This window comes from Sphingomonas sp. SL1004 (assembly GCF_057815015.1).
Genome location: NZ_JBYMUX010000001.1, coordinates 2,068,479 through 2,081,526, shown reverse-complemented (window position 1 = coordinate 2,081,526; position 13,048 = coordinate 2,068,479). Strand labels below are relative to the sequence as shown.

10 protein-coding genes are annotated in these 13,048 nt (G+C 66.0%); 6 read left to right on the top strand and 4 right to left on the bottom strand.

What is annotated here, in order from left to right; genetic code table 11:
• Both glmS and bluB read left to right on the top strand, forming a co-directional pair.
• Positions 1 to 1,824, top strand: a complete 1,824-nt coding sequence (glmS, locus tag AC3D24_RS09330; protein WP_489030051.1) for a glutamine--fructose-6-phosphate transaminase (isomerizing) — start codon at positions 1 to 3, stop codon at positions 1,822 to 1,824.
• A gap of 28 nt (positions 1,825 to 1,852) precedes the next feature.
• A complete protein-coding gene (gene bluB, locus AC3D24_RS09325) occupies positions 1,853 to 2,560 on the top strand; it encodes a 5,6-dimethylbenzimidazole synthase (protein ID WP_489030049.1) in 708 nt (235 codons plus the stop codon).
• A gap of 55 nt (positions 2,561 to 2,615) precedes the next feature.
• Here bluB and AC3D24_RS09320 read toward each other — a convergent pair whose 3' ends face one another.
• Positions 2,616 to 3,236 (bottom strand): Dps family protein, encoded by a 621-nt coding sequence (locus AC3D24_RS09320; protein ID WP_489030047.1) that lies wholly within the window; start codon positions 3,234 to 3,236, stop codon positions 2,616 to 2,618.
• 163 nt (positions 3,237 to 3,399) lie between these two features.
• Here AC3D24_RS09320 and AC3D24_RS09315 point away from each other — a divergent pair, with 163 nt between their 5' ends.
• The 3 genes from AC3D24_RS09315 (at position 3,400) to AC3D24_RS09305 (ending at position 8,192) form a co-directional block, all read left to right on the top strand.
• The gene (locus AC3D24_RS09315; protein ID WP_489030045.1) at positions 3,400 to 4,314 is read left to right on the top strand and encodes an ROK family protein; all 915 of its coding nucleotides are present in this window, start codon (positions 3,400 to 3,402) and stop codon (positions 4,312 to 4,314) included.
• Between the two features lie 90 nt (positions 4,315 to 4,404).
• A complete protein-coding gene (locus tag AC3D24_RS09310) occupies positions 4,405 to 6,309 on the top strand; it encodes a putative bifunctional diguanylate cyclase/phosphodiesterase (protein WP_489030044.1) in 1,905 nt (634 codons plus the stop codon).
• A complete protein-coding gene (locus AC3D24_RS09305; RefSeq protein WP_489030042.1) occupies positions 6,309 to 8,192 on the top strand; it encodes a CHASE4 domain-containing protein in 1,884 nt (627 codons plus the stop codon). The genes AC3D24_RS09310 and AC3D24_RS09305 overlap by 1 nt, the downstream gene beginning before the upstream one ends.
• A 36-nt stretch (positions 8,193 to 8,228) precedes the next feature.
• On the opposite strand, the gene AC3D24_RS09300 is transcribed toward AC3D24_RS09305, so the two are convergent.
• Both AC3D24_RS09300 and dinB read right to left on the bottom strand, forming a co-directional pair.
• Positions 8,229 to 9,338 carry an SET domain-containing protein gene (locus AC3D24_RS09300; protein ID WP_489030040.1) on the bottom strand — a complete coding sequence of 370 codons (1,110 nt, stop codon included), beginning with the start codon at positions 9,336 to 9,338 and terminating at the stop codon, positions 8,229 to 8,231.
• Between the two features lie 124 nt (positions 9,339 to 9,462).
• A complete protein-coding gene (gene dinB, locus AC3D24_RS09295; RefSeq protein ID WP_489030038.1) occupies positions 9,463 to 10,545 on the bottom strand; it encodes a DNA polymerase IV in 1,083 nt (360 codons plus the stop codon).
• A gap of 100 nt (positions 10,546 to 10,645) precedes the next feature.
• Between dinB and AC3D24_RS09290 the strand changes: the two genes are divergently transcribed.
• Positions 10,646 to 12,073 (top strand): phospholipase D-like domain-containing protein, encoded by a 1,428-nt coding sequence (locus AC3D24_RS09290; RefSeq protein WP_489030036.1) that lies wholly within the window; start codon positions 10,646 to 10,648, stop codon positions 12,071 to 12,073.
• A 227-nt stretch (positions 12,074 to 12,300) separates the two neighbouring features.
• Here the strand turns inward: AC3D24_RS09290 and ctrA are convergent, their stop codons facing one another.
• Complete coding sequence (gene ctrA / locus AC3D24_RS09285) at positions 12,301 to 13,002, bottom strand: response regulator transcription factor CtrA (protein WP_489030034.1); 702 nt, start codon at positions 13,000 to 13,002, stop codon at positions 12,301 to 12,303.
• Positions 13,003 to 13,048: the final 46 nt, after the last annotated feature.

The following is a 13,048-nucleotide window of genomic DNA, read 5'->3' as shown; positions in this document are numbered from 1 at the left end:
ATGTGCGGCATCGTTGGAATTCTGAGCGGCGAAGATGTCGCAGAGCGTCTGCTCGCCGGGCTCAAGCGGCTCGAATATCGCGGCTATGATTCGGCTGGCATCGCGACCGATCACGACGGCGCGATCGAACGGCGCCGCGCGTCGGGCAAGCTCGTAAACCTCGCGACCGAACTCGCGGCGCACCCTCTGCCCGGTCGCACCGGGATCGCCCATACGCGCTGGGCGACGCATGGCGGGCCTACGACCAACAACGCACATCCGCACGCGACCGGCGAAGTCGCGGTGGTCCACAACGGCATCATCGAGAACTTCAAGCCGCTGCGCGACGAACTCATCGCCCGCGGTCGCGTGTTCACCAGCGAGACCGACACCGAAGTCGTCGCGCATTTGATCAGCGAGAAGGTCGAAGCCGGCAGCGATCCCGTATCGGCCGTCCGTGAGATCCTGCCGCGGCTGCACGGGGCGTTCGCGCTCGCGATCCTGTTTCGCCAGCATCCCGACCTGCTGATCGGCGCGCGGCTCGGCTCGCCGCTGGTCGTCGGCCACGGCGACGGCGAGATGTATCTCGGCTCCGATGCGCTCGCGCTCGCGCCCCTCACGCAGAGGATCGCGTATCTCGACGAGGGCGATTGGGTCGTGCTCACGCGCGACGGTGCGCAGGTCTATGATCGCGGCAATGTGCCGGTCGAGCGTACGATCACGATCTCGGGCGTCACTGGCGAGGTGATCTCGAAGGGCAACCACAAGCATTACATGCTGAAGGAGATCTACGAGCAGCCGATCGTCGTGGCGCAGACGCTCCGCTCGTACCTGAAGCGGATGGAAGGCGAGGTCTCGCTGCCGATTCCGGAATTCGATCTGTCGACGATCAAGCGCGTGACGATCGTCGCGTGTGGGACGAGCTTCTACGCCGGCATGGTCGCCAAATACTGGTTCGAGCAGTTCGCGCGCGTGCCGGTCGATCTCGATGTCGCGTCCGAATTCCGTTACCGCGCACCGGTGATGGAAGATGGCGGCCTCGCGCTGTTCATCTCGCAATCGGGCGAGACCGCGGACACGCTGGCCGCCCTTCGCCATGCCAAGGCCGAAGGGCAGAAGATCGCGGTCGTCGTCAACGTGCCGACCAGTTCGATGGCGCGCGAGGCGGACCTGTTGCTGCCGACGCATGCCGGGCCCGAGATCGGCGTCGCCTCGACCAAGGCGTTCACCTGCCAGCTTGCCGTGCTCGCCGCTCTGGCCGCCAACCTGGCACATGCAAAGGGCTTGCTGACGCCCGAGCAGGAGCGGGATATCGTTCGCCATCTTGCCGAGGCACCGGCCGCGCTCAACGGTGCGCTCGCGTATGACGAAGCGATCGAGGCCATGGCGCACAACATCGCCGGCGCGCGCGACGTGCTGTATCTGGGGCGCGGGACGGATTACCCCCTTGCGCTCGAAGGCGCGCTGAAACTGAAGGAAATCAGCTACATCCACGCCGAGGGCTATGCCGCCGGTGAAATGAAGCACGGCCCGATCGCGCTGATCGACGAGCACGTGCCCGTGATCGTCATCGCACCGTCGGGCCCGCTGTTCGACAAGACGATCAGCAACATGCAGGAAGTCATGGCGCGCGGCGGCAAGGTCGTGCTGATCTCGGACTATGACGGCATCCAGGCCGCCGGCGAAGGCTGCATGGCGACGATCACGATGCCCAAGGTCCATCCGCTGATCGCACCTTTGGTGTACGCGGTGCCAGTGCAGTTGCTGGCGTATCACGTCGCCGTGCTGAAGGGCACGGACGTCGATCAACCACGCAATCTGGCGAAGAGCGTCACGGTCGAATAGTCGAGCACCGAATGACGGGAGCAGGGTCATGAGGGCGGGTGCGGCAGTGCCACGGGTGCTGTCCGCGCCCATTCCGAACTCCGGCCTCGAGATCGCGGCAACGGCTGTCGCGCCGGTGTTCGAGACGGAGTTCTGCGAGCAGCTCGAAACGGTGTTCCGATGGCGTCGTGACGTCCGCCATTTCCGTTGCGACGCTTTGCCGATCGGTATGCTCGAACGGTTGCTGGAGGTCGCCGATACCGCGCCTTCGGTCGGGCTCAGCCAACCGTGGCGGTTCGTCGCCGTCGACGATCCGGCGCGGCGCATGGCGGTGCGGGCGAACTTCGCCGCATGCAATGCCGCGGCTTTGGCAGCGCAGGGAGAGACCCGGGCGACCATCTACGCCCGACTGAAGCTCGCCGGGCTGGACAACGCGCCGTGTCAGCTTGCGGTATTCGTCGAGCCCGATCCGAGCCAAGGCCATGGGCTGGGACGGCAGTCCATGCCGGAAGCCGTTGCGTTTTCGGCGGTGATCGCGATCCACAGCCTGTGGCTTGTGGCACGCGCGCACGGCGTCGGACTGGGATGGGTATCGATCCTCGATCCGGCGACGATGAACGCGGCTCTGGACGTGCCGCCGCACTGGCGCTTCGTCGGGTATGTGTGTTTGGGGTATCCCGACGGTGAGGCCGATCGTCCGGAACTCGAACGCGAAGGCTGGGAAACGCGCCGTCGCACCGTCTTGATCGCGCGGTGACGGCAAGAGGTGCGCCCGCCGGTAGGCGAGCGCACCCAGTCATCTCCCGCGTCGCTTACTTGTCGCCGCGAACCAGTTCGGTGGCGGCGAGATGCTCGGCCAGGAACCACACTTGCGGTTCGTGGGTGCGGATGATGTTGCTTACCAGCAGGTCGTTCGTGCCATCGTCGCCGGACTCGTCTGCTGCCTCCGCGCCTTCATGCGCCTGTCGCAGGATGATCTCGTGCGCTTCGAGCAGGCGGGCGAGCTGCGTCGGCACGTCTTCGCGGCCCTTGGGTGGACGGGGGATCGTCGTCATCTCGGCGACATCGGGCGCCATCGCGATCGAAATGCCGCCGAGTGCCATGATCCGCTCGGCGATCAGATCGACGAGCGCGGCCTGCTCCTCGTAATGCTTGTCCAGCAACAGGTGCAGTTGATAGAAGGTCGCGCCCGACATCTGCCAATGATGCTTCTTGTACATGTCGCGGATCGTCATCGTGTCGGCGAGAACCTGGTTCAACGTCGCCACGCTTTGCGCGCGGGCATTGTCCTCGAGTGCGATCGGCAGGCGCTTGAGCGTGCCGTAGGGCTGGATCTCGCGATACTCGACCTTGTACTGCGGCTGGGCCTCGACCGAGACGCCACCGTTATCGGCGGTGTCGGCTTTCGGCAGCTTTGCGGGTTTCTTCGCCATCGGAAATTCCTGTCTGTTCGGGTGAACTCGATCAGCATAACGCACGATCTCGCAGATCGACAGCGCACGAAATCCTCATTCACGGTAATCGGAATCGGCCAGGGTCTTGACGCGGGCGGCCCGGCAAAGGAAGCGGGCTGCAACAACGTGTTGGGAGTTCGGGATGACGGAAGCACCTCTGGTCGCAGGTATCGAGCTTGGCGGCACGAAATGCATCTGCATTCTTGCGCGCGGACCCGACCAGATCGAGGAAACCGTCCGTATCCCGACCACGCGGCCGGAAGAGACGCTCGCGGCGATCGAAGCGGTGCTCGATCGGTGGAGCGGATTCGTCGCGATCGGCATCGCCAGTTTCGGTCCGGTCTCGATCGATCGCCATTCGCACGATTACGGCCACATCACATCGACGCCCAAGCCTGGCTGGGCCGGCACCGACGTCGCGGGACGGCTGAAGGCGCGCTATGGCGTACCGACCGGGTTCCATAGCGACGTCGTCGGCGCCGCACTGGCCGAGGCGTTCTGGGGTGCGGCGAAGGGCTTGCCGGACATCGCCTATGTCACGGTCGGCACCGGCGTCGGCGCGGGGATGATCGCGGGCAACCGTCCGGTCGACGGCCTGACGCATTCCGAGCTCGGCCATATCCGCCCCGCGCGCTTCCACGGCGACGACTGGATCGGCAATTGCCCGTTTCACGGTGCATGCGTCGAGGGCCTCGTCGCGGGCCCCGCGATCGCCGCGCGGATCGGGTTCCCGGCCGACGAGGCTCCCGCGGATCATCCGGTGTGGGACGGCGTCGCCGACGCGCTGGGTCAATTGTGCCACACGCTCGTCCTGACCGGCATTCCGCGGCGGATCGTCATGGGCGGCGGCGTGATGGGCGCATCGCATCTTTTTCCGCGGGTGCGAGCAGCGATGACGCGCAGCCTGGGCGGCTACATCACGCTTCCCGAGGTCGCGCTGACCGATACCTTCATCGTGCCACCGGCGCTGGGGAACAATGCGGGGCCACTGGGCGCTATAGTGCTTGGAGCACAGGCTCTGGGGCACCAGTTGGAAACGTCGTTTACGGCGTCTTAACCGCATTCCGTTACCGCTCGCTGCGATAGCGAAGGGTATCCCGTACACCGCCAGACCGCGGATGGGATGCCAACGAGGAGCGGTTATTCGATGCGCATTCTGATCGTGGACGACGAGCCGGCGATGCACGACAGCTACCGGCGCAGCTTCGCCGGTCAGCGGTCGAGCGGCGGCGATGCGCTGGGTGCGATGGCCGCCGAATTGTTCGGTGACGACACTCCCGAGGTCGACGACGGTCCCGATTTCGCGCTGACGCACTGCAGCCAGGGGCTCGACGGCGTTGCCGCGGTCGAGGCGTCGCTGGCGCACGGCGATCCGTTCGCGGTCGCATTCATCGATGTCCGGATGCCGCCCGGCATCGACGGACGCGAGACCGCCAAGCGCATCCGCGCGCTCGACCCCGAGATCAACCTCGTCATCGTCACCGGCTTTTCGGACTTCTCGCCGGTCGAGATCAGCAAGGTCGCCGGGCCGGCCGACAAGATCTTCTATATCGCCAAGCCGTTCGAGGTCGCTGAGATCACGCAGACCGCGACCGCGCTCGCGCGCCGCTGGGAGATCGATCGCGAGCTCAGGTCGACGCGCGACCTGCTCGCCGCGCAGGTGCTGCTGCTCGAGGAGCAGAGCGCCGAACTGGCCGCGAACGAGAGCCGCGCGATCCATATCGCGACGCATGATTCCCTGACCGATGCGCCCAACCGGCTCGCGTTCCTGCGCGCACTTGCCGAACGGACCAAGGCGTCGGGGCTATTTGCGACGGTGATGGTCGATCTCGATCGGTTCAAGCTGGTCAACGATACGCTCGGGCATCTGGCGGGCGACGCGTTGATCCGCGAGGTCTGCGGCATCCTCAACCGATCGGCACCCGAGAACGCGCTGGTCGCGCGACTTGGGGGCGACGAATTCGGTATCCTGTTCGAGACGTCGGGTGAGGCGGATGCGGTTATGGCCTGCGATCGGATCGTCGCGGCGTGCTCGGTCAGCGTCCAGGTGTTCGGCAATTCGGTGCAGGGCGGCGCGTCCGCGGGGCTGGTCGTCACCGAAGGCGGGCAGGGGCGTGATCCGGTCGACGTCATGCGTCGCTCCGACCTAGCACTCAACGATGCCAAGCGCGGCGGGCGGGGCATCGTCCGGCTGTTCGACGAAAGCATGGACGAGGGCATCCGCTTCCGGCGCCGCGTCGAGGGCGGGCTGAGCCAGGCGATCGTCAAGGGCGAGCTGAGCCTGGTCTACCAGCCGATCGTGTCGCGCGACGTGATCGAAGTGGTCGGGTTCGAGGCGCTGGTCCGCTGGAATACGCAGGAATACGGGCCGATGAGCCCGGCGACCTTCATCCCGATCGCCGAGGAATCGAACCTCATCCACGAACTCGGCGACTGGGTGCTGCGCGAGGCGCTGGAGGTGCTGAAGCAATGGCCGGGGCAATATGTCTCCGTCAATTTCTCTCCCCGCCAGTTCCGGCGTCACAACTTCGTCGGCCATATCATGGAGAGCGTCCAGCGCGCCGGTATCGCACCCGCGCGGCTGCAGATCGAGATCACCGAGACCGCGATCTTCGACGATGCCGAGCGTGCCGCCGAGACACTCTACAAGCTGCGCCAGATGGGCTTCAGGATCGCGCTGGACGATTTCGGGACGGGCTATTCGAGCCTCTACAATATCCGCAAGTTCGCGCTCGACTGCCTCAAGATCGACCGCTCGTTCATCGATGGCATGGGCCGTGAGCGCGAGAGCGCGGCGATCGTCCACTCGATCATCCATCTCGGCCGTGCGCTCGGGTTAGGCGTCATCGCGGAGGGCGTCGAAACCGAGGCGCAGGTCCAGGCGCTGCGGCTAGCCGGTGCCAGTCATCTCCAGGGCTATTATTTCTCGCGGCCGGTCAGCGCCGCGATCGCGCTCGACATGGCGAATGCGCGGTTCATGGGCGGCGCGGACGACACCGCGGGCGACCTGCCGATGGCGCCGCGCAAGCTGGGCACCGGGACGCTCGGCTGATGCCGAACAGCGGCAGAGGCCGTCTTCCGGCGACGCTCGGGCTGCAGTTCGGGCGGATGCGGAGCCGTACGTCGCTCGGTGCCAAGCTGGTGCTGATCATGACCGCGGTCGGCCTGATCGCGGCGGTTGCGGTCACGCTCCTGCTGGCGACGATCATCACGCCGAGCTTCACCAAGCTCGAGGACAAGGCGATCGCCGCGCATGTCGAGCGTACGCGCGCGGCGCTGTCCGAATATGCCGCCAAGGTCGAGAGCGCGGTGCGCGATTATGGCGACTGGAACGACAGCTATGCGTACATGGCGCATCCCGATGCGCGGTTCGAACGCGAGAGCTTTTCGCCGCTCGCGATGAGCAATATCGGCGTGCACGGCATGGCGTATGTGGCGAGCGACGGACGTATCGTCATCGCCCGCTGGCGCGATCCGACCAGCGGTGCGGAGCGTTCGGGCATGCGCGACCAGCTGATCGCGACGATCGGCCATACGAACCTGGCGCGCGTGCTCGGCGGGCGAAGCTCGGGGAGGTTCTACGCGCGGGTCGGCGACAGCGTCGCGGCGATCGGGGTGGCGCAGGTCCGTCGTTCGGATGGCAGCGGGGCGACGCGCGGCTATGTGCTGATGGCGCGAGTCATCACCGCGAAACAGATTTCGGACCTGCTGCAACTGAATGCGACGATCAATCTCGCGACGAGCGGCGACCGCGAGGCGGTGACGCCGAGCACGTCGAAGCTGACGATCGCGGTACCGATGACGGGGGCCGATGGCCATGCTGTCGCCAGCACGCGGTTCAGCGTGCCGCGCGACGTATCGCTGCTCGGGCGGCGCATGCTGTTGCTGGCGGTCGCGGGCTCGACGATCCTGTTGCTGCTCGTGCTGATCGTGTTGCGGCGGATGATCGAGCGGCTGGTGCTGCGCCCGCTCCACCGTGTCGAGGGGCACATGCAGCGGGTTCGCGCGTCGGGCTCGCTCGCGCTTCTAGAGGAGGATGGACGACGTGACGAGATCGGCTCGCTCGGCCGCAGCTTCAATGCGATGCTGCGCCAGCTGAAGGATCTGCGCGAACAGATCGAGGTGCAGTCGTTCGATCTCGGGCGCAGCGAAAGCGCGGTCGCGGTGATGCACAACGTCCGCAACGCGCTGAACCCGATCAGCACGATCCTGAGCCAGGGGATCGCGCAGCCCGCGCCGATCGACCGCGCCACGCTCGATCGCGCGATCGCCGAACTCGCGCGTGGCGAGATACCCGAGGTACGCCGCCACAAGCTCGTGGCGTTCGTCGCCGCGGCGATCGAGGCGGAGGCGAGCAATCGCGAGGCGACCAGGCGCGAACTCACGATCGGCCGCGAAGCGATGGCGCATGTGCTGGAGATCATCGGCCAACAGCAGAGGGCGGCGCATGAGCGGCCGACGCTGGAGGTGTGCGACGTCACCGACATCATCGCTCGCAACGCGACGATCGCGCGCTATTCGCAGAGCGCGTCGATTGCCTTCAGCTTCCCCGCCGGGCCGAACATGGTGATGGCAAGCCGCGTGATCCTGAGCCAGGTGATCGGCAATCTGTTTGGCAATGCGGCCGAATCGATCGTTGCGCGGGGGCTGGGGAGTGGGTCGATCGCGGCGTCGATCACCGAGGTGAATGGGCGCGTGACGATCGCGATCAGGGACGACGGCGAGGGGTTTTCGCAGGAAGTTGCGGCGACATTGTTCCAGCGCGGATTCTCGACGCGGGCGCACAAGTCGGGCGGGCTGGGCCTCCACTGGTGCGCAAATTCGATGAACGCGATGGAAGGTTCGCTGCGGCTGGAGAGCGATGGGCCGGGGCTCGGCGCAGTCGCGATCCTGACGCTGAACGCGGGTAGTGTGGAGATTGCCGCGGCGGCTTAGGCCTTTAATTCTGCACGTTGCAGGGAAGGATCGAGTTCACGCCGCCCGGTCCACTCGCGCCACTGCGCGCAGATACGGCGCGACCATGTCGTGCTCGAGGAACCATTGCTGCCGCTCGATGGGCAGGCTTTCGAACCCGCCAATCGTCCCACGGCATGCCCCGCTCCCGCACGCGCAAGGCATCCGCCAGCGCGGTTGCGACAGCGTCGTCGAATAATCCCAGGCGATCTCCTCGCCCGGCGCGATGTCGCGGATCGCGACCAGGAACACGCCGTCGTTGGCGAACCTCAGCCCCGTGTTCGGCGCGCAACTGTGGTTGATCAGGTCATCGACGCGCCCGGACGGCCCCATGAAGCTGTCGGCGGTGATCTGCACGAAGCGATCGTCGGTGCCCTGCATCAGTGCCGGGACCCGGTCCGCGCTGACCCGACGACCCGAGAAGCGGATCACCGTCTCGCCCGCGGCGAAGCCAGCGGCGGCGTATACCGCCTTGCCCAGATGCGTCTCGCCGACCGCGAACAGGTTTGCCGCCGGGCGGTAGGCATCGAGCACGAAGAAACGGCCGCGGCGCAGGCCGAACGAGCGCACCGGATTGATCGTCGCGAGCCCCACCATGAACCACACGCTCGCATGGCAGAGCAACTCGACCAGGATATAGCCATATTCGCCGATCCCGGAACCGGCGGTGCGCGTCGCCAACAGCAGCGTGGCGAGATCGCCCAGCGTCCAGAGACCCCAGGCAGGCGAGCGTTCGCGGGCACGATCCTCCCACACGCTTTGCCAGGTCGGCAAAAAGCTGATCGGCACCGCCGCCACGACGAGCATATGCGCCCAGAACGCCTCATGGAATGCCGTCCACAAGGTGATCGCGGCGAATGCGACGATCATGCAGACGGTCTCGCTCGGCGTCGGTGCGCGCCACCGAGACCGTCGCCACATCACCAGGGTCACCATGATGCAGGCGAGGGCGGACAGTCCGAAGATCCAGCTTTGCGGGGCGTAGGGATTGACCGCGGCGTAGGTCGCAGCCTCGATCCCGGTGGCGGCGCTCCAGATGAGCCACGAGGCGCGGTTGGGCTCGACGAGGTGGCGTTGCAGTCCCGCGAGGTAGATCGCGTAGCCCGCCGCACTCAAAACGATCGCCATGATGAACCAAGGTTCGATCGCCGTGCCTCCCTATCCCTGCGAGGAATGGTAAACGCGGCGTCAACGATCGTCTACGGCGAAAGCACTTCTCGGCGCCCTCACCCTGACGGGGAGAGGGAGCCGATCATAGCAGGCTCGGCTGCACTTCGTCCTCGTCATCCACGATACCCGACAGCGTCAGGCCGAGCAGCCTGACCCCATCCGGCACCGGCAATTGCGCCATGAGCAATTCCAGCCCCGCCGCCAGGAACGCCGCCTTGTCGGTCACCGCTGCCATCGAGGAACGTGCGCGCGTGATGGTGCGAAAATCGGCGTGGCGGAGCTTCAACGTGATCGTCCGGCCGCGCGTACCGTGTTTTTCGATCCGTACCCACGCCGCATCCGCCACCCGCTCGAGCGCTGCGCGCAAATCCTCCGGTTCGCTCAGGTTCGTCTCGAAGGTGCGTTCCGCGCCGACCGACTTCGCCGCGCGGTCGACCCGAACCGGGCGGTGGTCGATCCCCCGCGCGGCGCCGTGGAGATACTCCGCATAGCTGCCGAAATGCGCCTGGAGGAACGTGAGGGTCTGTGCGAACAGGTCGGCGCCGGTCAGGATCCCCAGCCGTTCCATCTTCTGCGCGGTCACCGGGCCGACGCCGTGGAAGCGCTTGACCGGCAGCGACTGCACGAAGGCGGCGCCGCGCTTCGGCGTGATGATGCAGATCCCGTCGGGCTTGTTCTGGTCCGACGCGAGCTTGGCGATGAACTTGTTGTAGCTCACGCCCGCCGACGCGGTGAGGCCCGTATCCGCCTTGATCCTGGCGCGGATTTCCTCGGCGATCGCCGCCGCGGTGCCCAGGCCCCGAATGTCCTCCGTCACGTCGAGATACGCCTCGTCGAGCGACAGCGGTTCGATCAGTGCGGTGTAATCGGCGAAGATCGCGCGGATCTGATCGGAGACGCCGCGGTACACGTCGAACCGCGGCGGCACGAACACCAGGTCGGGGCAGCGCCGGATCGCGGTGACCGACGGCATCGCGCTGCGCACGCCGAACGCGCGCGCCTCGTAGCTTGCCGCCGCCACCACGCCGCGTGCGCGCGATCCACCGACCGCGACCGGCCTGCCCCGCAGCGAAGGATCGTCGCGCTGCTCGACCGAGGCGTAGAAGGCATCCATGTCGACATGGATCACCTTGCGCTGGGCGGGAGGCTGGGTAGGAGGAAGCATGCGCGCGTTAGATAGGCGCGCGGGGGGCGGCGATACAGGGTGCATCCGCAACCAATCGCGTGGCCGCGGGTACTGCCGACGGGCAAACAAAGGGATGCGAATGCAGATCGGGACGGAATGCTGGCGGGTCGAGCGTGCCGAGCAGATGGCGGTGATCGTCGATGCCGCGGACTATTTCCGTACCGCGCGCGTCGCGATGATGGGGGCCAAGCGCCGTATCCTGTTGATCGGATGGGATTTCGACGCGCGCATCGAGCTCGAACCCGGCGTCGATCGGCCGGGTGAACCCAAGAAGCTCGGCGACTTCATGCTGTGGCTAGTCGAGCGCGAGCCTGAACTCGAGGTGTTCCTGCTGCGCTGGGATACCGGTGCGATCAAGTCGCTGTTCCGCGGCTCGACGATCTTCACGATGATGAAATGGATGAAGCACAAGCGCATCCATACCAAGCTCGACGGCCATCATCCGACGGCGGCGTCGCACCACCAGAAGATCGTCATCATCGACGATGCGCTGGCGTTTTGCGGCGGCATCGACATGACCGGCGATCGCTGGGACACGCGTGACCACCGTGACGACGATCCGCACCGGATCCAGCCATCGGGCAAGCCGTACAAGCCGTGGCACGACGCGATCAGCGCGGTGCAGGGCCCCGTCGCGCATGCGCTGGGCGAACTGTTCCGCCGCCGCTGGCATCTCGCCGGGGGCATGAAGATGGCGGCGGGCAAACCCGGCAGCAAGTTCTGGCCGGAGGGGCTGCAGGTCGATTTCCGCGACGTCGACGTGGCGATCGCCCGGAGCGAGCCCGAGATGTCCGACCAGGAGCCGGTGTACGAAAGCGAAGCGCTGTTCCTCGGCCAGATCGCGCGCGCGAAGAAACACCTGTATATCGAAAGCCAGTATTTCGCCTCGCGCAAGATCGCCGAGGCGGTGGCGAAGCGGCTCGACGAGGCGGACGGTCCCGAGATCGTCATCATCAACCCGACCACCGCGCAGGGCTGGCTCGAGCCGATCGCGATGGATACCGCGCGGGCCCGGCTGATGGAGGCGCTGCACCGGCGCGACACGCACAACCGGCTGCGGATGTATCATCCGTTCACCAAGGACGGCGAGGCGATCTATTGCCATGCCAAGATCCTGATCGCCGACGAGGAAGTGTTCCGGCTCGGATCGTCGAACGTGAACAACCGCTCGCTGCGGCTCGATACCGAATGCGACCTGGCGATCCGCGCAACCGACGCGGCGACGTCGAAGGGGATCGTCGCGATCCGCGACGGGCTGATCGCGGAGCATCTGGGCGTCGAACCAAAGGTCGTCAGCGACCTGATCGCGGAGACGGGCTCGTTGATCGAGACGATCGAGCGGCTGCGCGGCGAGGGCAAGACATTGCAGCCTTACGAGGTGCCGGACCTGACCTCGGTCGAGGAATGGCTGGCGGATAACGAGGTGCTCGATCCGGAAGGCCCGCAGGAGATGTTCGAGACGCTCAGCAAGCGCGGGCTGTTCCGTCGGCTGCGGCGGAAGAAGTAGGTCAGATCTTCGATCCTCCCCCGCAAGGGGGAGGTGGCTGGCTCTTGCCAGACGAAGGGGGAGGGCACGCAGCAGATGTGGGCGCTTACCGCCCCCTCCGTCACCTTCGGTGCCACCTCCCCCTGGCGGGGGAGGATAAGTTTGGAGTCCGCCCCCTCCGCACAAACAGGAAAGGCCGCGGCACCCCCCGGTACCGCGGCCTCAAGCGCTCCCGAAATACAGGGGAGTTACGCGACCTGGGCTTCGAGCGCTTCGTCGGGTTCGCGCAGGACGTAGCCGCGACCCCAGACAGTCTCGATGTAATTCTCGCCATCGCACGCCAGGCTGAGCTTCTTGCGCAGCTTGCAGATGAACACGTCGATGATCTTCAACTCGGGCTCGTCCATCCCGCCATAGAGGTGGTTGAGGAACATTTCCTTGGTCAAGGTGGTGCCCTTGCGGAGCGACAGCAGCTCCAGCATTGCATATTCCTTGCCGGTCAGATGGACGCGGCTGCCATCGACCTCGACCGTCTTCGCGTCGAGGTTGACCGCGAGCTTGCCGGTGCGGATGACCGACTGAGAATGGCCCTTCGACCGGCGAACGACCGCGTGGATGCGCGCGACCAGTTCCTCGCGGTGGAACGGCTTGGTGACATAGTCGTCGGCGCCGAAACCGAAGCTCCGCACCTTCGAGTCCATCTCGTTCACGCCCGACAGGATCAGCACCGGCGTCGACACGCGCGCGACCCGCAGACGCTTCAGCACGTCATAGCCGTGCATGTCGGGCAGGTTCAGATCGAGCAGGATGATATCGTAATCATACAGCTTGCCCAGATCGAGGCCTTCTTCCCCGAGATCGGTGATGTAGACGTTGAACCCTTCGGTCGTCAGCATCAACTCGATAGCCGTCGCCGTGGTCGGCTCGTCCTCGATCAGCAGCACCCGCATGCGTCGTCCCCTGTTCGCGACACCGCCTGACACCCCATGTCAGCGG